Below are 23830 nucleotides of genomic sequence, written 5' to 3'. Positions count from 1 at the left end.
ACGATTTATTTAATATGGCAGGTTTAAATTTACCTACTTATTTAAAAGGTGAAAATGTTGCTGAGGAAGTAAAAAATGATACTTCTACAAATAACGAAAATCCATCAACCGATGTGAAATAATAAAAAAAGCCACTTTTAAAAGTGGCTTTTTTTATCGCGTAAATACTAATGTAGTATCTTTACTTAAAGTAGCATCAAAAGCGTAACCTTCGTAATTAAATTGTTTTAAATCTTCAATGGTTTTGGCATTTGTGTCTATAATATAGCGCACCATTAAACCACGTGCTTTTTTAGCAAAAAAACTTATCATTTTAAGTTTTCCGTTTTTATAATCTTTAAATTCGGGTGTAATTATTGAGGCTTTCAATTTTTTTGTATCTATAACCTTAAAATATTCATTACTTGCTAAATTTATAAATAATTCGTCTTTATCTAATTCGGCATTTAAAGAATCGGTTACTGTTTTTTTCCAAAATTCATATAAATTTTTTCTAGTTCCTACTTTTAATTGAGTTCCCATTTCTAAACGATACTCTTGTATTAAATCTAGCGGTTTTAAAATTCCATATAAACCAGAAAGTATGCGCAATTTTTCTTGCAAATCATCTAGTTTATGAATGGGTACTGAATACGCATCTAATCCTTGATAAACATCGCCATTAAAAGCGTAAACTGCTGGCCGTGCATTTTGTGGTGTAAAAGGTAATGCCCAGTTTTGATTGCGTTGCCAGTTTAACTCTGCTAATTTATCGGAAATTGCCATTAACGTCGTTAATTGTTTTGGCTTTTTCTTTTTTAGTGCTTTTTGTATAGTTTCGGCTTTTTCTAGAAATTGCGCTTGTGTAAAATTTGTAGTGGGCAAAACCGTTTCAAAATTTAACGATTTTGCTGGCGATATAACAATTTTCATTTTTACTCTACTTTTTGTCTTTCGTATAATATTGTATCTATTGTTTCAAACTCTGTTGTGCCATCTTCATTAATAAAATATTTCACTAAAATTTGTCCCCATAAATCGCTATTGGTATATTCGGCTATAATCCATCTATGATTTAAAATTTTTGCTTTATTAATAACAAATGCTTTTCCATCTATAGGTTCATATGGGATTAATGGGTTGCCATTTTTCCGAGTATTCATTTCGTTTAAATCGTCATTTACTTTAGCCATAGCTTTTGTAAAATCTATATTACGGGTAAAAAAGTATTCTTGCGCATCTTCATCTGTCATTAAATCGAAATAATCGTTTTGTTGAAGTGTTGCAATAGAATCGCGAGAAAGTTGCAATTGTTTTTTTACATGTTGCACTTCTACATCTTTGTTTTGTAAAATTTTTGAAGAATTTACATATTGTAAAATGTTCAATAAAAGCGAAAAAACGAATAGGTATAAAAAAATGTTCTTTTTCATGATTAAATGGTTATTTCTAAATTATCGTAAGCTACATAAACATTTTCGGGTAATTTTTCTTGAATTTCTTCGTGAAACCCAAATAAATGACTTATATGCGTTAAATATGTTTTTTTAGGTTGTACCAAAGATATAAAATCTAAAACTTCTGCAAGATTAAAATGCGTAGTATGTGGTTCTTCTCGTAAACAGTTTACTACTAAAACTTTACAATTTTTTATCTTTTCAATTTCGGTTGTAGCAATAGTTTTTACATCGGTTAAATATACAAAATCTCTAATTTTATAACCAAAAACCTGCAAGTTTCCGTGCTTTGCGTTTATAGGAATTATTTCTTGATTTTTTATATAAAACGACTGGTTTTCAGCTACTTCATATTGATTAACAGAAGGTGCACCAGGATATTTATTTTCATCGTTAAAAATATAATGAAACCGCATTGCTAAATTATCTAAAACGCGTTGGTGCGCATATACAGCAATATTGCCTTGATTAAAATAAAATGGACGAATATCATCTAATCCAGCAGTATGATCGGCGTGCTCATGAGTAAATAATAAAGCATCTATATATGTGCATTTGCTGGTTAACATTTGCTGTCTAAAATCGGGGCCGCAATCAATAACTATTGAAAAATTATCTGTATAAATCCAAACCGAAACTCGCAAGCGTTTATCTTTTACATTATCGCTTAAACAAACAGGATGCTTACTATTTATTACGGGAATTCCTTGCGAAGTTCCTGTTCCTAAAAAATAAATGTTTAAATTGTTCATACCGTACAAAAATAATAGTAAAAGCTTAATAAATAAACGGGAAAATAGTAACTTTGCAGTAAAACTATATTTTTATTTAAAATAATACGAAAAATGGGGCATACAGATGTTAAAATTAGAGGTGATAAGGCTATTGAACAAATCCCTTCAATTAAAGACAAAGCGTTACGAATAAACTTAAATGAAAGTATTTACGGAACCTTCGCCGAAATAGGTGCTGGACAAGAAACAGTGCGTCATTTTTTTAGAGCAGGCGCTTCTTCTGGAACTATAGCAAAGGCAATGTCTGCCTACGATAAAGACTTTAGCGATGCCATTTATGGCATAGAAGACGACGGTCGTTATGTTACCGAAAGCCGATTAAAAAAAATGTTGGCACACGAAACCCGATTAATAGAAGAACGTTTAAAAAGAGATAAACACCCTAACAAGCTTTTTTTTAGCTACGCAAACACAGTTGCAACTATAGATTTTGCGAAAAAATTTAAAGGTCATGGTTGGGTAGGTATAAACTTTCAAGTTGAACCCGATGAAGATTATAACGAAATAATCTTACATATTCGTTTTAAAGAAAATGATGCGCGCCTACAACAAGAAACTTTAGGCATACTTGGCGTTAATTTAATTTATGGTGCTTTTTATAAGCACAACGATCCAAAACGATTGTTACGCTACTTATACGACCATTTAGACAAAGACCAGCTAGAGATTGATACCATTAATTTTTCGGGACCACGTTTTGCAAATGTTGACAATAGATTAATGAGTTTGCAACTAGTTAAAAATGGTATGACCGATGCTGTAATGTTTGGCCCCGATGGAAACAACATTTTACCTGCTGCCGTTTTGTACAAAAAAAATATTTTAGCTTTACGAGGAAGTTTTAGACCTGTTACTAAAGTAAACATGAATATGTACAAAAAGTCGTATAAAATGTTTATTGAAGAAAACAAAGTAGATAAAGACAATACGTTTGTGGTTTTTGAAATTACACTTTCAAACCTAAAAGCAGAAGGCGAAATAGACGAACGCGATTTTCTTGATAGAGCCGAATTGCTTTGTGCACTTGGACAAACCGTTATGATATCTAATTTTCAAGAATATTTTAAAGTAGTTGAGTATTTTTCTAGTTACACCAAAGCGCGTATGGGCTTAGCTATGGGTGTAAACAACTTAGTTGATATTTTTGATGAAAAATATTACCGTCATCTTTCGGGTGGAATTTTAGAAGCATTCGGAAAGCTATTCTTTAGAGATATGAAAGTATATTTGTATCCTATGAAAGAGGAAAATGGTACAATTATTAATTCTGATAATTTAAAAGTACATCCAAGAATGAAAGAGTTGTACAAGTTTTTTAAATTTAACGGAAAAGTAGTAGATATTAAAGATTATGAAGAAAAAAATCTTGAAATATTTTCAAGAAAAGTGTTAAAAATGATATCGGACGGCGAAAGTGGCTGGGAAGAAATGCTTCCCGAAGGAACAGCAAATATTATTAAAAAGCAAAAATTATTTGGCTACGAAGAAACCGAAAGTGTAAGCCTAAAATAAATTAAAAATGCCTAATATTAATTAGGCATTTTTTTATCGTTTATTTTAAAATTTGTGCAGCGTGCTCTTTTGTTTTTACTTTTTCAATTACTTCGCTTATTAGCCCATTTTCATCAATAACAAAAGTAGTTCTGTGAATACCATCAAACTCTCTACCCATAAACTTTTTTGGTCCCCAAACACCAAAAGCATTAATTACTTCATGATTTTCATCGGCTAATAATGGAAAAGGTAAATTATTTTTTTCTATAAAATTTGACTGTTTTTTAGCGCTATCGGCACTTACACCAAGTAATTCGTAATTGTTAGCTTTAAAACGTTCGTAATTATCTCGTAAATCGCATGCTTCTGCAGTACAACCTGGCGTACTAGCTTTTGGATAAAAGAAAACTACTAATTTTTTTCCTTTGTAATCGCTTAGTTTGTGTTCTTTTCCGTTTTGATCTAATCCTTTAAAATTTGGAGCTTTATCGCCTGTTTTTAATGTTGTCATTTATTTTTAGTTTAAAAGTTTAAAGTTTACATTTGTTTTACGATATAAATTTACAAAAATGACAAAGAACGAAAAAATAACATTTGTTATAAATACGTTAAACAAATTGTATCCTGAAACGCCAATTCCTTTACATCATAAAGATGCTTATACGCTTTTAATAGCCGTATTGCTTTCGGCACAATGTACCGATGAACGGGTAAATAAAATTACGCCTTTGCTTTTTGCAAAAGCCGATAACCCTTATGATATGGTAAAAATGAGTGTTTCGCAAATTGCCGATATTATTCGCCCGTGTGGTTTAACACCAATGAAATCGAAGGGAATTTATGGTTTATCTCAAATTTTAATTGATACCTATAACGGAAAAGTTCCGCAAAGTTTTGAAGCTTTAGAAAGTTTACCTGCTGTTGGGCATAAAACAGCAAGCGTAGTTATGAGCCAAGCTTTTGGTATTCCTGCATTTCCTGTAGATACGCATATTCACAGGTTAATGTATCGCTGGGGTTTAAGTAATGGAAAAAGCGTACAACAAACCGAAAAAGATGCAAAACGCTTGTTTCCAGAAGCAAATTGGAACAAACTGCATCTACAAATTATTTATTATGGCAGAGAATATTCGCCAGCACGTGGTTGGAATTTAGAGAACGACATTATTACGAAAACTATTGGAAGAAAATCGGTTATTAATGCCTATAATACTAAAAAAGCTTCGTAGTGTGTACGAAGCTTTTTTATTAATTAACAATAGTTTCAAATTTTATGTTACCCACTTTTGTAATTTTCAACGCTTTTGAATAATTAAGTAAAAACGAAACGGTTTCTTTTTTGGGTAACACACTTTTTTGGGCTGTTAATTTTTGTTTAGAGTAAAGTTTTGCCATAGATAAGTTATGTTTGTTTTATCTACAACGCAAAAAAAATGAGTTTAGTATTAATTTGTTAAAACTATTTGATTTTTTTCGATAACTTTTCTCAAATTTAACATGGCATAACGCATTCTGCCTAGAGCAGTATTAATGCTAACCCCAGTTAATTCAGCAATTTCTTTAAAACTTAAGTCTTGGTAAATGCGCATTACCAATACTTCTTTCTGATCTTGTGGGAGTTCTTCAATAATTCTACTCAAATCTAACTCAACTTGTTCTGTAATAATTTGATTTTCAATATTTGGGCTTGTATCGGATAAGTATGAAAAAATGGAATATTCTTCGGTTTCGCGTTGTAGCGGCATTTTTTTCGATTTTCTAAAATAATCGATTACCAAATTGTGAGCAATTCGCATTACCCAAGGTAAAAATTTACCTTCTTCGTTATACGATTTCGATTTTAATGTTTTTATTACTTTCATAAATGTATCTTGAAAAACATCGTCGCAAACATCTCTATTTGGAATTTTTGAATAAATAAAACCGTAAATTTTTGATTGGTGCCTATTTATTAATGTAGCTAAAGCAGACTCATCTCCTTCTACATAATTCTTTACTAATAGTGCATCTGAAAGTTCAAAATTAGCCATAACAATACCTCTTAGTGTTTTGAGTTAATTAAAAATCTAAAAAGTATTTTTTTGTATAGGCTTTTGTTTTAGTAGCTAATTTTGAACCAAATTTAAATGAAAAAAAATCAATTATCCAAATTTAATGCAACTTTTTTAGAAAAAAAGCAACTATTTAGCAAATAAATTTATCAATTATTATTATAAATTGAATTTAAAATTTTAGTTTTCCTGTTGCGTCCCAAATTCCCCAATGCGCACCTACTGTACCTTCTGAAGAAGTTTTCCACGATTCATCGAAAGAAGAAAAATAATAACTTTCTACAGCATTTGCTTTTGCCCAATTTTGAAATGAAATAAAATAATTTAACGCATTATCTAGAGTTGGAATTGCTTGTTGCAATGACTCGCCACTACTTGGCCAGCCTGTTTCTGTAATAATTATTCGCTTTCCATTGGCTACATTTTCTACACTTTTAACCATTGCGGCCACGTGGTTTATGGCGTGTTCAAAAGGTGTACCTTCCCAATATGGATAACAATTGCATAAAATTATATCGCAGTGTTTTACTAATTCTGGTTTTTGCACAAATTCGTAGTAGGCATCTACATAACCAACTGGTATAGTGGGAATTTCGTTTTTTGTATAGGCTATATATTCTAACAATTGTTGTTCTGATAAATCTTTTCTGTATAAAACTTCATTTCCTACTGCTGCAATATCTACATATCCGTTTTTTGCTAATTTTATAAGTCCATTTATTTCTTCTTGGTTTTTTTCTAAATCGCTTCCTAGCCAAGCGCCAACTAAAGTTTTAAAGCCCATTTGTTTAGCAATTTCTGGAATTTTTTCATTGCCTTCGGTACAAGAAAATGTTCTAATACAGTTTGTATATGGTTTTAAAATAGTTAATCGTTTTATAATTTGTTCTTCCGAAACAAAATCGCCTGGTTTTTGTCCTTCTTCATATAGACTGAAACAAAAACCGTGAACTCCACTAGCAAGAATTTCTTTTAAAATTGCTACTCGTTCTTTATGATTGAGTTTTACAAAAGATTGTTCTAGGTTTAATGTGTTTAAAAATAGTGAACTATTTTTTAGTAATTGTTCTTTTCTAAATGACATAATTACATTTTATTTTTACGGTTTGCTCTTCTTACTTCTAATTCGGCTTTAATTTTGGCTACTCGATCTTCGTTTAATTTATAATTCCACATTACAATAATAGCTATTGCAGCGGTTAAAGAAGGAATTAATATATCGGCTAATCGTAAATCGTTCATTGTTTCGATAGATTGAACCGCTTTTGAAGCATCGAATCCTACAACAGATAAAACTAGACCGCCTAATGCCAATGCAATAGATTGTCCTATTTTTACCATCCACCAGTAAATGGCTCCAAAAGTTCCTTCGCGTCTTGGTAAACCATTTCTTAATTCGTCTAAATCGCAAACATCGGCCGTCATACTCATCATAAGGGTAAAAAGACCACCAAGACCAAAAGACATAAGCGGAATTGGCAATAATAATATTAATGGCATTTCTATAGAAAATTTTACTACACCTACCTGAATAAACATATCTTCGAATAGCATGTAGGTGTTTTCATCTACTTTTACATAGCACCACCATTTTAAAATATACCCTATAATTGAAATAAATGTTGAGATTATAAAAGCATTCTTTTTTCCAAATTTATTAGCCATCCAAGTTACAATAGGAATAATCATTACGGCTGTTAAAAAAGCACCAATAATAGAGAAAAAAGGTGGCACATTACCAGTAGCTTCGTAGCTTCCGTTGTACATATAATATACAATAATAAAATAACTAAAAGAAGCTACCATTTGAAAACCATTAAACACCAAAAAAGTAGCACCACACAAGCGCATAAAAGGCATATTTTTACTTATGTTTTTAATTTCTTGCAGTAACAATTTCATGTTTTTAGCTAAACTCTTTAGAGTTAAATCGGCTTTATTATCTTTATTAGAAACATCTTGTTCTCTACAAAATATTGCAGGTAAAAGCCCAAAGATTAAACAAGCAAAACCAACAAAAATAGATAATGTTCGTACACCATCTGCTTGCGACTCGAACAAATCTTTATTGGCAATTAACGACCAAAAAAGTGGTACTATCATCCACGAAACTTGCCCTATAGAATTAGCAAAGCCCATTAAACGAGTTCGTTCTTTAGTATCTGACGTTAGCTCGTAACCAAGTCCTATTAAAGGTGTTGAAAAGATAGTATTGGCCACAATAAATAAGATAGAAAAAAATAAAAAATACCAAAAATTATAAACTGTTCCATTTTCTTCAAACATTTGCCATTGAACAGCAAATAAAATAGAGCATAAAATGGCACCAATAAAAATATAAGGTCTTCTTCTACCCCATTTTGTTGTAGTATTATCTGATATAAAGCCCATTACAGGATCGGTTAACGCATCTACTAATCTGGGTATTGCAGAAAGTAAACCAGCAATACCTGGTTCTATACCGAAAGCTGTTATTAAGAAAAAAGAAAAAACACCTAAAGCACCGGGTAACAAATTGTTAACCAAATGCCCCGAACCAAAAGCAATTTTTTGAATGGTAGGTACTTTTTGATTTGTGTTTGCTGTGTGTAGTTTTTCCATAAATTACTTATTTTAAAACAATAGTTTGTATAGCTTCGGCGTTTATTGATGCCGAAATAGTTGTGTTTTTATTATTAATTGTATAATTTTTTTTAGATAAAGTTGGGTTAAATAAAACCACCACAATACTAGAATCTTCATTTTTAACAGCAGTACATTTTAGCGCTTTATCGGTACAATTAAAATCTATACGGGTAGCGTTTGGTCTAATATACTTACTAAAATGTTTCATTACATAATATAGTGGCGTGTAATAAACCTCATCGGTTTCTACATCTACTATAACTGGGGCAATACACCAATTTTTAAACCAATTAGGTCCACCTTGTTTATCTAGCACCATATTCCAATCTACCCAACCATCGACATAGTTATTTAGACAACCAATAATATCATTAGCATAGCGATGAACAGGTGCATACTTTGGGTGTAAGTATTTTTCTTGTTCGGAAGCCCAATCCCACCCCCAATCGGTTGCTTCTTTTTTCCAATACCAAGCATCGTTTTTCCATACTGGTATTTCGGCGTCTATGCAACCTTCGGTTTCAATAAGGTGTTTGTTTGGTGCTTTAAAATGAGCATAGTTTAAATCGTCAGGAAAAACTTCGTAAGTACTTTCGTACCAGTGTATTGCTGTTCCGCTAAAATATTTAGACGATGCTTCTGTAGCATACATAGTATTAACCCATTCTTTTAAGCCTGCTCTATTTTGGTCGTAGCCTAGTATTTTTACCGTATTAAATTCGCTTTTTTCTAATTGTGGTCCTAAGTAATTTTGCACAAAAGTGGTCATTTCTTCTGGTGTAAAGTGCATACTTTCCCAGTTATTACCATTGCCATGTGGTTCGTTTACGGGAGTAATACCCCAGATAGAAATTCCTAATTTTTTATAGGCTTCTAAATATTTTTGAAAATAAAGTGCATATACCCCTTGGTATTCTTGTTTTAACTTTCCGCCAACATAACTATTGTTATCTTTCATCCAAGGTGGAGCCGTCCAAGGCGAAGCTATAATATTAAAGCCATTTTTTGAAATTTTTTGGGCTTCTTTAATAACAGGAATTAAATCGTTTTTGTCTTCTTCAATAGAGAAATGTTGTAACTCTAAATCGTTAGCAACGGGTGCATATGTATAGTTTTTTAATGAAAAATCGCAAGAGGCAATGTGGGTTCTTGTTAACGAATAATTAGCACCTTCTTCACTAAAATAAGCATTAAGTATTTCTTGTTTTTTTGCATGAGATAACTTATTTAGCAAATATGCTGTTGCTTCGGTAAAAGAGCCGCCTATTCCTGTTATTTTTTGAAACGTTACATTAGGATTAATTGCAATGGATACTTCTTCTTTGGTATTGGTGTTATTTAATTGTATTTCTTTAAATGTGTTACCATTTGCTGATGTTTCAAAAATTTCACAATTCATTTTAGGTTCGTTTTTACAATTAACGAATAGTATTGCAATAAAAAAAAATGCTATGTTATATAAATCACTCATTAATAGCTAATTACTTTTTCGGTTTCGCTTGGCAGTAAAACATCATTTAATAATAAATGTTCATTTCCTTGAAAAGTTTTAACAATTGGATTACCATTTCTATGCAACTTTTTAAAGATTGGTTTTTCTACTTCTTCCCATAGTATATATTTTGCTTTTCCATCTATAGTAAATAAGCCAAAATGATTTTCGGAACCTTCTGGGTTGTTAGCATCTTTCCAGTTTTCATCGAAAGCTTCAAAATAAAAGCAAGAAATATTTTCCTTTTTGCACCAATTGGTTATTAATTTATAGTATAGTGCTGCTTTGTACTCGTCGGTTGCTTTAGAGCCATTATTGCCATACTGTTCGTTAGAATGTGTTGCCCAACCTGTTTCGCCAATGTGAATCGGTTTTTGAATGCCTAATGAATTCATATAATTTTTAACCGATTGGTATTGGTTAATAGCATAATCTCTTGCTCTTTCCATTACCTTATTTAATTGTGCTTTTTTATCTAAATCACTTTCTTTATCAATAGTTCCCCAAAAAACAGGATTGTAATGTGTGTCGTGCATAGGATACGTGTGCATAGAAATATAATCTACTTCTTGCATAAGCGCCTTTAAATCTGGTGTGTGATAATCTGTTGTTCCACCGCCCCACGAAGCAAAATTATCGGAACTTGTTATCCAAATATCGCTAGGTAATTTATTTTCCTTTTTTAATTGTTGAAGATGTTTTACCCATTTTAAAATAATATTTGGTGTTACATAATAGCCAGTTGCCCATTTCACCATTGCCTCGTTTCCAACCGAAATAATTTTAATAATATCTGGGTATTGATTAGCTAATGCTACAGCTCTATTAATTTCGAATTCATTTCTTTCGCTTTCTAAATAATGAATAGGCGGTTCATTTGTCCAAGCATTTTTACAATCTATCCAAGCGCCTAACATTATGTACATTTCAAACGATGAATCTGCTGCTTTTAATTCTCTAATAGCAATAAGTAGATTATCTATTTCTTTAATATGAACATTGTAGGTTCTTATAATTTTAAAATCTAAAGCTGCTAATATTTTTAAATCGTCTTTTATTTCTTGAACCGTTGGTACAATTTCTCTAGTATTTTGTCTAAACCCACCGTAACAAATACTTTTGTAGTTTGAATTTCCAAGAATATCTTTTGCCGTTACGTTATCTATTTTTTTAGTACTACAACTCATAATTAATAGCATTACACTAATTAGAAAAATAATATTTAGATGTATTTTTTTCATACAAATTTTCTAATCAATCTTTAAACTTGTTACGTGTTATTTTTACTGTGATTGCTTGTATTTCATTAGTTCTGTAATATATTTTTCTAGACAATTCTACAGGTAAACAATTTGTATTTTGGGTACTAATTTCGCCGTTAGTTAAAGCAACTGTTATAGCATTTTCATTAGCTAGTTCATAAACAATTGGCACTTGACAATAGGTAAAAAATAAGCTGTTTTCTTGTAATTCTAATTCGTTTAATTGTCCGTTTACAGCAAAATATTGTACGGTTTGCTTGTGTGGATTTAATTCTGTAACGCGAAGTAAATTTGGTTCTAAATAAAGTTTTCCTTCTTTTATATGAACGCCTAACTCAAACCATCTGCTTATAATGTCTTCTTTTACTTGCCCTGTCATACCAGGTTGTTGTGCGCCTCTATGCCAAGGTGTATGAGAATATGGGTCGGTAGGAAAAGCACCGTATAATTTTGGAGATTTATGAACGCCAATTCCTGCTTGAATTTCGTAATAATGATCTAAAATTTTACCGATATCTTTTTGAGAACTTTTCTCTTTTATTGCGCTTAATGTACACTCGGTTGCTGCTAAAAGTAATTTAGATACCATATGCCAGTAAATAGAACCCAAGCCTTCGTAAGCGTAAAATGTACCCGAACGACCTGTAAACTGTTTATGATTAAAAACTTTTTCGTAAATAGTTTCAATTATATTTTGTTCGGTTTTTACTAAATCTTGGTAATTATTAGGCAACTGGTATAAAGCTTCTCGTAAAAAATTAACATTATTAAAACGAGCATTAAAATGGTAATTACCCTTTACATCTTGCTCAATAATAGCGTTATTTTTATCGTGTACTAATTGTTGTAATAGTTTCGATTGTTTTACAAGATTTTCTGAAATGGTATTTCTATCTAAAAACCCTGGTAATTTTTTATTAGGATATAACAAATAACTATACTGGTCTTCTCTAAATAATTGACTTGCTTTTAAACCGTCTAAGACATCTAAAACTTCTGTAGTATTTAATAATCCTGAACTTAAAACGGCTACTTGCCCTTCGAGCATTTCGTTTAAATACTCAATTTGCATTTCGCCCTCGTTAATTTGAAGTAAATTGTATGCGTGATACAGCTTATCGTTTCTTCTATTTTTTCGTATAGAATGATCTACAAACTGAAGTGCTACAGTAATAAATTTTTCGAGTTCGTTTTTAGAAATACTTCGTTTTTTACCCCAAAATCCGTTTTCGTAAATATAGGTTCTATATTCTGATGCTGCTTGCCCAAGCATAGTAACCATTTTATAGCGTTGTGCATCGGTAAAACTAGTTTGTAATGTATCTTGAAAATCATAAAACGTAGCACGTATTGAGTGATAAAACTCGACCAACTCGTTTGATATTTTAAATTGCTCTTCGCTTGTTTCGTTAATAATCGTTTTAAAAAATGCTAAAAATCGTCTTAAATAATAAAGCGTAACCATAGATATACCGTTACCAACAAGGGCGTTGTTCGCATCGTTCCACTCTGGGCGTTGGGTATTCATCCAAATACCACCTTCGGGTATAAAATTAGAAAGCTTTGCTAATGATGTAGCTAATATTTTTTCGAGGAAACTTACTTTATAAATTTCCTTTTTTTCATCGGTAAGTAAAGCGCCATCGCTACCTATTTGTTCGCGTTTTTCTCGTATAAGTTTATCCCAATTGTGGTCGAAAACTATAGTGTCTTTTGGGTTTTCTACAATTTCATTAAACGGTTTTATTTTATAAGGTACAGCTGCGTAAACAAATTGTTCCGTATTTAATATAGACGCTATTTTTTGTGGAAAAAAACTTTCGGATAGTTCTAAAAATTTTAAAAGATAAATAATTTGATGATCGCCCCAATATCCTATATACGACCACGGATCGTCTTTTTCTATTGTTTCCCAATCGAAACCATCTTTTGTAACGCGATATGGATTGTAACCATCGAAAGTAGAAGCGTTTAAAAACTTATATATCATTCCTTCTAAAAAGCAAGGAAACGAATACGCTAAAGCTTCCCAGTTTTGAAAAATATCTCTCCAGTTGCCTTCATAATCTAAAATTTTAGAACCATCGGTTTCGTTTTTAGTATTAATAGAGAATTTATTCCAAGGTCGGCTTGGGTCGCCGTGTCTTCTACTAAACTTTAAAGGTAAATATTCTTTTGCAAGTCTTTTAAAATCGTTATCTAAATGATTGCTAGTAGTTGTGGTAAAAGTAAAATAATTAAACTTTTGAGGAAGCGCATTTAAAAACTCTAAATTAGCTTCGAATAGTGCTTTATTAGCTTTCTTAAAATAGTTTAAAAAATCTTCTTTTTCAACCGTATAATTATCATCAAAAATACCACCTCGCATAATGTTAAACAAAACATTAGAATAATGACGCGTGTCTTTAAAAAAGTCGGACGTTTTTTGAAGTGCATCTGCCGAAGCTGTTAATTTTATAAGGTTTTCTGTTCCTTCTTTAATATTGGCCTGTACGGCTTTAAATAGGCTATTTTTGTCTTCCAGTTGATTTAATAACTCAATAACTTTAACATGATTAAAGTTTAAATTAGCTACAAAACTCCATTCTTTACTTTGGTTAGGTTCTAATGAAAAATTTGTAGCGATAAAATAAGCACCTTTTTCGCCTTTTATATCACTTTCGGTTTGTAACGGTTTATTAGCTCTAAAGCTATCTAGTTGCAAAGATGATAGCAAGTAGGTAGGATTTTCAATTCCAAACGACCAAACAACATTCGCTTTTAGCGCTTCGCTTGGTTCGGCTTTATCTACAATTACGGCACTTAGTGCAAAAATACCAAGTCCGGTTGTTTCATCTATTTCAGTTCTTTTGTAAGCATCTACTAAATTACTTGATGCACGTTGCAAATCGCTACCCACGTTTGCTGGTAAAATATTTTGTAAACCATCTACTATTTCAATTTCATAGTTGGCAGCACTCTTGCTGGTTAAGTTAGCTGTTTTTACAAAACCATATTGATCTGAATTTTGCCATTTATAACTAAAAACTAAATTAAAATCGTTATGAATTTCTTCAAAAACAATACAATTGCCATATTGACTTTTATAAAGATTTCGAGTAATATTTTGCGAATTACAATTTCGTACCGAAAATGGTTCCCAAAAAATTACTTGATTGTCTTTTTTTATTTTAACGATGGTTTTACTACCCGTTACTTCATTTGATTCGGTAATTTTATCATCTGTATAATAAGGAAATAACGAAAAATCGGCATTTTGTCTTCCTGCTGAAATTCCTCCGTTACTAGAAATAAACATCCAATGGTTAGAATCGCTTACTATACTCATAAAAAAAGGACGAATTTTGTCGCTATTTTCTATTTTAAAAAAAATTTCTCCTTCAATTTCAGCTATTTGCATAATATTGTTTTTTGAATATATTTTGATTTTTAAATAAGGTTTTAATGTTTTAGATATAAAAGTGATAGCGTGATAAACTAAAAGTTAGCTTTTTATAACTCCATAATAATTTAAGAAGCTTAAAACAGCTTCTAAAAAATTTAGCAATCTAACTAAAGCGAACTACTTTATTATATTCTTAAAATATTATAATTAATTAGGGTAGTTCAATTAAGGTTACATTGTCAATATTTACTTTTCCAACGGCAGCACCTAAATCAAAAATAACCCTGCTGTTTGGACTAGTAAAATTGGCTTCCAAATCAATGCTAAAACTTTGAATTTCAGTAGTTAAATCTTTTACAACAGTTTGATTAGTCCATGGTCCAGCACTTAACCCAATGCCAACAATTATTTGTCTATTAACATCTGACCAAGCATCAAAAGTTAAACGATAGGTTATGCCGGTTGTCATATTAAGACCTTTTTGAGATAAATTAACATCGAAAGGTTGACCAGCAGAAGCTACATTTATAGAAGCAAATGTATTACCATTTTCGGTAACCAACCAACTCGAAGGCATTGGATTATCAACACCAAAATTCCATGATAAAATTCCGTTTTCGAAATTACCATTAGTAATTAATCCACCATCAAAAATAAAAAGTGAAATGGTACTAGAAAAGGTTTTAGTTTCGCCCGTTTTAGTATTTTTAGCAGTTAGCTTAACTATGTAATCACCTGTTTGCGTAAACGTTTTTACAGGTTCTTTTGAAGATGAAGTTGAGTTGTCACCAAAATCCCATAAATAGCTGTCCGCATTTGAAGAAGTGTTGATAAACGTAATTTTTGCTCCTTCACGGATATAGGTGTAACTAGCTTTTAGTTCTGGATAGCTTATAACATCATCATCATCTGAAATATCGCATGAAAATAAACTTATGAAGACTAAAAACAAAGAAAATATTTTAATAGAATGTTTCATTTTTTTAAGCTTTTAAATTAATTATAAACTCTTACATAATCGACCAACATACGTTGTGGAAATATTGTATTTGTATCTGGGTTTCCTGATAAGTTGCCACCAACTGCTATATTTAAAATCATAAAAAAGTCGTTATCAAATACCCACTGACCACCTTTTTCCATCACATTATCTCTAGTAATTTGGTTATACAACACATTATCGACATACCAATTGATGTGATTTTCTGTCCACTCTATACCAAAAACGTGAAAATCTGTATCAAATCTATCATTAAGTAACGAATATTTTTTGCTTAAACCATTTGCACCAAAAGCACCAGGAGCATGAATAGTGCCAAACACTTCTGTTGGTTTATTTCCAATATATTCCATAATATCTATTTCACCACATTGTGGCCAACTTACTTGGTTAAAATTACTACCTAGCATCCAAAAGGCAGGCCATAAACCTTTACCTTGAGGCAATTTAATACGTGCTTCAAAACGACCATATTTTTGAGAAAATAAATTTTCTGTTTTAATTCTAGCAGAGGTATATTCTTGTCCTTGATAATTTTCTTGTAAGGCAGAAATAATTAAATAACCATTTTGAACAACGATATTTTCGGGTCTATCTGTATAAAATTGAAGTTCGTTGTTTCCCCAACCACCTGCTCCAATATCAAATACCCATTTGTTTGAGTCTGGTGCGCCGTCAACGTCAAATTCTTCTGCCCATACTAGATTATTGAAGGTAGTTACTTGCTGGGTTTCATCATTTGAGCATGAAGAAAGAATAAACATAATTCCAATAATAGTGAAGGAAAAAATAGTATATTTTATTTTGAATATTTTCATTGTTAAAAAGTATTATATTAGTAAAAATAGATGTTATCTACTAAAAATGTAGCACCATTATTTGAAACAAAAATTACAAATCCTAAATTATTTTTATTAGGATTTCCTGCTCCTCCTCCACCAGTTGGTAAAGTAAATCCATTTAAAGGAATATCTATCCCCACCCATTGACCAGTTAACAATTGGCTAGAAATATTTCTTCCACCAGCTGAATCATCGCCACCACCATCAACACCATTTGCACCAAAATCTTTGAGTTCAACAATTACATTAGACCCGCTTATTAATTGAACATCTAGATGAATATACGTTTTGGAAGAAGCATTAATTATACCATCCCAACCAATTCCAACATAATCAATACCTTGATATTTTAAATGCTGGTTATTACTTATAGAATTTAGAGAAATATTAATTGTATTTGGTCCTGCAAAAACGCCTGGATTAAAACCTGGTATGGTTGAATAAGTATCACTAAAAATTGATATTACATTAGCCGGATCCTGTGTTGGATTAGGAGCATTAACAAAATCACCAACTGCATTGATGGTTAAAGAACCTTGCGCTTGAGAATTGTTAAGTGTTGCTGTAATGACAGTAGATCCTGTTAGACCATTAATCGTAGTAAACAAATTACCTTGAGGTGATAATTCAAAAGGTCCATTAACAGTAGGGTCTGAAGAACTAAAATTGAAATATGTATGTTGTGCATCAACTCTAATATTGCTACCATTTGCCAAATTAAACAAAGCACCAGTTCCTGTTATGTTTTGAGTTGAACCAAGAAAACCATCTACAACATTATCTTGACCTTCAAAAATATATGGATATACTAAACTTATATTTCCTAATTTTTCAAAACGAATTTCATCTATCCAAATTATATAGCCTTCGCCACCTGTTGCTTGCGTTCCTGCAGCAAGAGCAAATAACCCTTTTAATTGTGTAAGCACAGAAGGATCTGGAATAGGGATAATTACTTTTTCCCAATTGGTAGAAAGTGAAATATTTGAAGTAGTAACTCTATATTTATTTACATCTTGAGGATTAGAAGCTGTGTAATCTGAACCAAATCCAAAGGTTACACCAGAAGCAACAGTTCTTGAGGCTTTGATGTAAAAAGTTAAGGCATCATACTGGGTTAAATTTCTACCATTGCCTCTATCAATAAAAACGCCTCCTACATAACCTCCATTTGGGTTTCCTGGATCTGGCACATCTAATCGTATTGATCTACTACCAGCATATGCCTCATTATTATCTACATTAAAAGCCGTTGGATTAGCTCCATCTGCTGGATTATCTGAATGAAAAAATATGTCTGTTAAGCCAACGGGATTATCCGTGTAAATATCTGGTGTATTGGGATAAGTTGCCAAAACAGCCTCATCCGAAATCTCTCTTTCACAATTGGTAAAAGCAAGTAAAATAGAAAATGCTATAATACCTGTAAAAATTAATTGTTTATTAAACTTAAATGTCATAACACTATATTTTAAAGATTATTTGCCAATATTGATTTGTATGTAGGTTCTAAATTCCCATTCTGTACCATTAGAGAAACCTACTGGACTTAAAACTGGTTCATTAGAAAATTCTTCAGTTGCCATGGGTGCATATCGTGGTGAATATTGATCCAAACCTCTCCAAGTTCCTCTCACACCAATTCTGGTGTTTGGTAAAATAAACCAATCTGGTTTGCCTAAACTCAACGACACGTCAAGCATGGTTTGAATAGGATAAGTTAAGTTGAAATCTCTATGGTAATCAAATGGTCCCCAATCATTAATTTTTAGTGCATACATAAACTTCCATTTTTTATAAAGGGTTCTTAAATCAAAACCAAAACGGCTAATTACTCTATCTGCATTATCAAAACCATTAGCTTGTCCATTTCCTACATAAAAATTAGCAATTAAACCCAATTCTGGGCTAATTTTAGACACCATTCTCGAATTAACCTCCCACAAATCTACTGCTTTAGTTGAATTACTAAAAGCAAAGAAAGAACGATCAGCCAAGAAACCAATATGTGCATCCATTTGGGTTGGCAATCTTTTGTAAACAAAACCTAAATTCATAGCAAATTTTGCATCTTCTGCCCTGTCATTATCCCATTGATACATCCAAGAACCAGGAGTTGGATCATAGGTTAATAATAATTCATAGCCATACATTTCACGGTTACCGTTTCTAACTGCAAACGGATCGTCAATAAAGTTTCTTAATCTAGCTGGTCCACCATAATTATTAGGCATTGCTGCTACTAATGGAGATTGATACATAAAATTAGGAGCTACTTGAAATTTTCCAAAAGAATAAGTTAAACCTGACAAAAGGTTTACCATATTACCACTACCTGAATCTTTTAATTTCCAACCTGTAAACGTTTGGGTTTGATCAGCTCCACCACCAGCAACTAAGCCCATATAGGAACCTTGACCATACCAATTAAATTTGCCGCCTTGGTAAGTTAGTTTGAATTTGCCGCCCCAAGTGTCATTACTATTAATTTTATCGGCTACAACTTCACCAGCTTCATTTATATCTTGATAAGTACTACCTACCAATGGATTTCCTCCCCAAATACCACCAACGGTAACACCAATCTTTCCGAATTTTCTTTCAACAGCTAAGGTTGCTCTTTCTGTTGCCCATGGTGGAATAACCCCTGAACGCACTTGATTTTGGTTTATTACACGACGACCTGTTTCATCAAATCTCACGTTGGTATTAAAATCTCTGTGATACATCCCTGTAACATTCCAATGCCCAAATGAACGTTGGTATTTTAACAAAGCACCAGGGTTAGCTCCCCACCATAATTGAGGGCCAGCTGCTAATTTAAAACCTTTAAAAGCACCTTTTGTTTCTAATTCAATACCTGAAATTTCACCATTATATATATCTAAATTTGGCCCATAATTGGCTTCAGGATACAAACCGAAGAAATCACCTTCATAGCCCCAGTGGTAATGACCCGTTCTGTAAAAACCTTTTAAATCAAATTCTTTTTCATTCCATTCAAATTCAGCTTGATAAACTCTTAATCTTTGTGGGTCATTAACCACTACGTCTGTTTCATCTCCGCCATCTACTCCAACAAATGTTTGACGTCTTCCTACATTTTCATAAAAAATTTCATCAATTGGATTTTCAGCTACATTACCCAAAACATTGAAAGTAACTTCTGCTCTCATATTTGAAGCAGGCTTACCTTCAACACCAATAAAATAGGATTGCATGTGATCAAAACCTAATTGATTAGGGTAGGTATTTTTAGTAGGATCTGCAGATTCAGGGGTTGTTAATAAGGAACCACCTGTATTAAAAGTAGTAAATTCTGCACTTAATCGACTAATTCTAATTTTTTCACTTGAATTACTCTTTAAAGCAGCTTTATCTCCTCTTGCTTTAAGTGTTGCATCTACAAGAAGTATATTATTGAAGTGATTATTTACATCGGATAAATTTTTATTTCCATTAAAAGGATTAAATGCGTGAACTTCTTTTAGCGTATAATAGGCTGCTCTTGGGTAAAGTGTATAGAAACCTTTGGCATTAGTTGGACCTTTAGCACAGATACCAAACCATTCTTCATTCATATTGTTTTGACCTTCAACAAAGTCAAATTGATAGCCTCCGTTTGACCAAGAGGCATTAGAATCGTGTCTGTCAAGATTTTTTGTTTGACCAGATTTCCACCAACCATCACTAAATTGAAAAGTATAACCACCAATTGAGTTACCCGCTTTACCTAAACCAGCTGCATTTTCATAAATTTCTTTCCAATTACTTTTAGCGTAAAAAGCTTGAGCTTGTTGGTCTTCTTCAATAGTTTTAGCATTAAAAGCATCGGAACCAAATTCAGTTAATAAAACTGGTTTTCCATATTCTTTTTTTACACGTTCAAACAAATCGCCAAATGATTTACCACGATAAACGTTTGTACCATAAATATCTACATCTGGACATTCTTGAGCAACGATTTCTAAAAACAATAAATCGCCATTACAAATTGCCACTGGAAGATTTGGATTTATAGCCTTTATAGCTTTAGAAGCTTCATTCATTAATTGATACATTGGGCGACCACGTTTTTCGCCAACTTCACGCTTTTTATCTTCTTCATCAGGAAAATCTTCCGTTTCAGCTCCAGCCCAAAACAAACCGTAGTTGTTTTCATTTCCTAATAGAAACAATAAAAGACCTCGAGTATTTTTATAATCTTCAGCCATTTTAATAACCTCAGACATCAATAACTCTTTAGTTTTCTTATCATTATATACAGTTATAGGTGTCCAAACGCCATCGATAGTTAAGCCATATCTACCAAAAGAATGATTAAGCATAGTATAAATACCATAATTGTCATAGATATACTCAATCCACTTTTTAGGTATACCAGAATAAACACGAATTGAATTAACACCCATATTTTGTAACAAACCCATTTCGGCATCAAGCGCTTCTTTAATAAATGAATCACTTTGATTCCACAAACTGTATTCGTAATTAGTACCTATTGGAAAATAATCCCAGTTCATACCATTAATCATAAAGTCTTTTCCGTTTACTTTTAATCGATGCCCTGATTGGTTGCCCTCTACACTTACAATATCTGACTGTGCTAATAAAATTGAAGACGAACACCAAAAAAGAAAAAATAAAATAATAGCTCTCATTTGATAATTTGTATTTGATTTGTTAGTATAACTTGTAAAATTAATAATTGAATATATAATTTAATTAATGATACAGATTCAAAAAATTATAGATTTTTAAAATTAATTAAAATATTGAAAGACTCTTAAAATTTAGTGCAACAAAAAACATACACAATATTTTTTATACAGTCTTTTTGCTGAAAATTATTGTTAATATTGATACTAGCATTTAAAAATTTTAAATTTCAAAAAAAATATTAAAAATAATGTTGTAGTTATGTATAGGTAAAAAATGGAAAATGTAAAGGTTAAATTGTTAAAATATACTCTACTAATCCTTTTTCATGTTCCAATTCCATTTTTTTTCGCAAACGATATCGTTTTATTTCCACACTTCTAACTGAAATATTTAATAAAGGTGCTATTTCTTTTGAAGAAAGATTTAAGCGTAAATACGCACATAATCGTAAGTCGTTTGGTGTTAAAGTTGGGTGTGCTGCTTTTAGTTTCTTTAAAAAATCGTTATCGGCATTATCGAAAGCTTCTTTAAAAACTTCCCACGAGTCTTTACTTTCAATGTTTTTAGAAATTTTACTAATAACGGTTTTAATACTTTTAGAATTGGTTGATTCGGTATTTCTTAAATCGTCTTTAATAATTGCTAGTAATTTATCTTTCTTCATTAAGCTCATTGTAGAAGCTGCCAATTCTTTACTTTTGTTTTGAAACTCTTGCGATAGTTTTTCATTCTTTAGCTTCATCATTTGTTTTTCGCTTTCTAATGCCGCAATTTCAAGTAGTAAATTGTTTTCTTCTATTAATTTTGTTTCTTTTTTCTGGTAATATAATTTATACGATTTATGCACATAATAAGCTACAATAAATGCTAGTATAGTATAAATTATTTTTGCCCACAATGTTTTGTACCAAGGATTTAAAATTTCGAACGAGAAAGCTACAACTTCATTTGAAATACTATCGCCTAGTTTAGATTTTACTTTAAAAGTATAGTTACCTGGCGGCAAATTTTCGAAAGACGCATACGGTTTAGTAAGCCAGTTTGTCCAGTTTTCGTGAAAACCTTCTAGTTTATATTGAAACTCTGAAAAAACATACTTGTTATATTCTGGTATGGCAAACTGAAAAAACAAATTGTTTTCTTTATAATTAAATATGCCTTTTTCCTTTATTGGTTTTTTTATAAACTTACCTTCTGTTTGGGCTACTAACACTTCAGAAAGTACAACTTTATGATTTTTAAATTTTAATCCGTCAACATTAAGCGTGTAGAAACCATCTGTTGTGCCGATAAGAAATTTGGCTTTTGAAATTTTAGTTATGTTTTCATAACCCAACATTGGTTTTGTTATAGATTGCGGTATAGGAATAGATTTTTTTTGTAGTTTATTGCTAAATTTACCAGGCTCGAATAAATGAATAAAGTTTTCTGAAAATAGCCATAAACTTTCGTTATTATTTACAATTATTTTACCCGATGTGTATTGATCGTTTTGAAATATTTGGCTTAAATAAGAGTCTAACTCAAATTTTTTTGTAGCCGAGTTTAATTTATAAACACCTTTTTTATTGGCAAAAAACAATTGTTCATTAAACTTTGCAATAGAAGAATTTTTACTTTTTTCGAGATAATCTAATTTTTTTTGTTCAATAACCGTTGAAAAATTAGTATCGAGTTGTAACTGAAATACACCTTTATATTCGTGATTTACATAGAGTTCATTTTCATTGTAAAACTCGAAATATCGCGATGATAAGTTATAATTTGTTAGCTTGTTCTTAAATTTCCAAATACCGTTTTCTTTTATTAATACCGATAATCCGTAATAATTTCCTTGAAGAATAAGATTGCTGTTTAAAGGAATTTTATTAAACTTCCAAGTGCCTGATGCCGAAAATATTTTAGTCGATTTTTCTTTATTAACAATAAAAGTTCCAGAGTCGTGCCCACAAAAAACCGTTTCATCATGTTCAAATAAAGACCAAACTTGACCCTTTGTACCTTCAACTAATTTAAAATTACTATCTTCATTAAATACTTTATAAAACAATCCTTGATTTGTGCCCACATATAAATCGTTTCCTCTTTTTAAAGTTGCATAAACCGTACCTAGTGTACCTGTTAAATCGGTATAAACTTTTATTGATGAGTTTAAATTAATACAGCTTAAACCATTATCTAATCCTAACCATAAATTCTGATCAAAATCTTCATAAATAGCTAATACTGTATTGTTTATAAGCCCTTTGTTTTGAGAAACATGAAGCTTTACTAGTCCGTTTTCCCCTATAATGTAAATACCTTCAGATATTGTGCCTACAACAAAATCTTTAGTTCCTAATTGATAAACACTATAAATATTATTATTACCTACAATAGTTGATAAATTGGCGTTTTTTACCTCAAAAGAACTGCCTGTATAACTATAAATTCCATCGTTTTGTGTAAATACAATAATTTCGTTTGTAGCATCGAAAAGACCAATAATTTTAGAAGTTGTAGTAATTGCATTTTTTACAGCTAATTGTGCTTTTCCGTTAATAATTTCATATAAACCTTCGCCCAAAACCTGAAAATATACTGAATTGCCAACTTTGTATGATTTAAAAATTTTATTTTTAGATGGTATTGTTGAAACCTTATTTTCAATTGAATCGTAAATATAAATTGCATCTAACGATTGAAATACTACCCAATTTTCGTACGATAAAATATTCCAAAACTGTTCGTCTTCAATTAAATTTAGTTTAAGTGTTTTAGTAATAGAAGTGTATTTTAGCTCGTTTG

General features: G+C 31.4%; 18 protein-coding genes. 2 read left to right on the top strand and 16 right to left on the bottom strand.

Annotation, left to right across the window (positions count from 1 at the left end):
* Window positions 1-153: 153 nt before the first annotated feature.
* The 3 genes from yaaA to R2808_RS10150 are packed head-to-tail and all read right to left on the bottom strand — an operon-like array spanning window position 154 to window position 2188.
* The gene (gene yaaA, locus R2808_RS10160; RefSeq protein WP_371270888.1) at window positions 154-912 is read right to left on the bottom strand and encodes a peroxide stress protein YaaA; all 759 of its coding nucleotides are present in this window, start codon (window positions 910-912) and stop codon (window positions 154-156) included.
* A gap of 2 nt (window positions 913-914) precedes the next feature.
* Window positions 915-1412: a hydrolase gene (locus R2808_RS10155; RefSeq protein ID WP_371270887.1), complete on the bottom strand. Its 498-nt coding sequence runs from the start codon at window positions 1410-1412 to the stop codon at window positions 915-917.
* Between the two features lie 2 nt (window positions 1413-1414).
* Complete coding sequence (locus tag R2808_RS10150; protein ID WP_371270886.1) at window positions 1415-2188, bottom strand: MBL fold metallo-hydrolase; 774 nt, start codon at window positions 2186-2188, stop codon at window positions 1415-1417.
* Window positions 2189-2281: 93 nt separating this feature from the next.
* On the opposite strand from R2808_RS10150, the gene R2808_RS10145 reads away from it, so the two are divergent.
* Window positions 2282-3742, top strand: coding sequence for a TonB-dependent receptor (locus tag R2808_RS10145; RefSeq protein WP_371270885.1), 1461 nt, complete (start codon window positions 2282-2284; stop codon window positions 3740-3742).
* Between the two features lie 40 nt (window positions 3743-3782).
* Here R2808_RS10145 and bcp read toward each other — a convergent pair whose 3' ends face one another.
* Window positions 3783-4235 (bottom strand): thioredoxin-dependent thiol peroxidase, encoded by a 453-nt coding sequence (gene bcp, locus R2808_RS10140; protein WP_371270884.1) that lies wholly within the window; start codon window positions 4233-4235, stop codon window positions 3783-3785.
* Window positions 4236-4293: 58 nt separating this feature from the next.
* On the opposite strand from bcp, the gene nth reads away from it, so the two are divergent.
* Entirely contained in the window at window positions 4294-4953 is a 660-nt protein-coding gene (nth, locus tag R2808_RS10135; protein ID WP_371270883.1) for an endonuclease III, read from the top strand.
* A gap of 19 nt (window positions 4954-4972) precedes the next feature.
* Here nth and R2808_RS10130 read toward each other — a convergent pair whose 3' ends face one another.
* From R2808_RS10130 to R2808_RS10075, 12 genes are all read right to left on the bottom strand, one after another.
* Complete coding sequence (locus R2808_RS10130; protein WP_371270882.1) at window positions 4973-5119, bottom strand: hypothetical protein; 147 nt, start codon at window positions 5117-5119, stop codon at window positions 4973-4975.
* Window positions 5120-5169: 50 nt separating this feature from the next.
* On the bottom strand, window positions 5170-5754 hold the full coding sequence (locus tag R2808_RS10125; RefSeq protein WP_371270881.1) for an RNA polymerase sigma factor: 585 nt from the start codon (window positions 5752-5754) through the stop codon (window positions 5170-5172).
* Between the two features lie 193 nt (window positions 5755-5947).
* On the bottom strand, window positions 5948-6859 hold the full coding sequence (locus tag R2808_RS10120) for a glycosyl hydrolase family 17 protein (protein WP_371270880.1): 912 nt from the start codon (window positions 6857-6859) through the stop codon (window positions 5948-5950).
* A 2-nt stretch (window positions 6860-6861) separates the two neighbouring features.
* Window positions 6862-8376 (bottom strand): MFS transporter, encoded by a 1515-nt coding sequence (locus R2808_RS10115; RefSeq protein WP_371270879.1) that lies wholly within the window; start codon window positions 8374-8376, stop codon window positions 6862-6864.
* 7 nt (window positions 8377-8383) lie between these two features.
* Window positions 8384-9799, bottom strand: coding sequence for a glycoside hydrolase family 30 beta sandwich domain-containing protein (locus R2808_RS10110; RefSeq protein ID WP_371270877.1), 1416 nt, complete (start codon window positions 9797-9799; stop codon window positions 8384-8386).
* A gap of 71 nt (window positions 9800-9870) precedes the next feature.
* The gene (locus tag R2808_RS10105) at window positions 9871-11133 is read right to left on the bottom strand and encodes a glycosyl hydrolase family 17 protein (RefSeq protein ID WP_371270875.1); all 1263 of its coding nucleotides are present in this window, start codon (window positions 11131-11133) and stop codon (window positions 9871-9873) included.
* Window positions 11134-11146: 13 nt separating this feature from the next.
* Complete coding sequence (locus R2808_RS10100) at window positions 11147-14554, bottom strand: hypothetical protein (protein WP_371270874.1); 3408 nt, start codon at window positions 14552-14554, stop codon at window positions 11147-11149.
* Between the two features lie 196 nt (window positions 14555-14750).
* A complete protein-coding gene (locus R2808_RS10095; RefSeq protein ID WP_371270872.1) occupies window positions 14751-15518 on the bottom strand; it encodes a PKD domain-containing protein in 768 nt (255 codons plus the stop codon).
* 17 nt (window positions 15519-15535) lie between these two features.
* Window positions 15536-16357 carry a family 16 glycosylhydrolase gene (locus R2808_RS10090; protein ID WP_371270871.1) on the bottom strand — a complete coding sequence of 274 codons (822 nt, stop codon included), beginning with the start codon at window positions 16355-16357 and terminating at the stop codon, window positions 15536-15538.
* Window positions 16358-16374: 17 nt separating this feature from the next.
* Window positions 16375-17841, bottom strand: a complete 1467-nt coding sequence (locus R2808_RS10085; RefSeq protein ID WP_371270870.1) for a hypothetical protein — start codon at window positions 17839-17841, stop codon at window positions 16375-16377.
* Window positions 17842-17859: 18 nt separating this feature from the next.
* Window positions 17860-21042: a glycosidase gene (locus R2808_RS10080; RefSeq protein WP_371270869.1), complete on the bottom strand. Its 3183-nt coding sequence runs from the start codon at window positions 21040-21042 to the stop codon at window positions 17860-17862.
* Window positions 21043-21332: 290 nt separating this feature from the next.
* Window positions 21333-23830 (bottom strand): triple tyrosine motif-containing protein (locus R2808_RS10075; RefSeq protein WP_371270868.1); only part of this gene is annotated, 2498 nt, incomplete at its 5' end.

Source organism: Flavobacterium sp. (genome assembly GCF_041392005.1).
GTDB lineage: Bacteria > Bacteroidota > Bacteroidia > Flavobacteriales > Flavobacteriaceae > Flavobacterium.
Note: the sequence above shows the minus strand (reverse complement) of the source record. Positions and strands in the feature narration are given on the sequence as shown.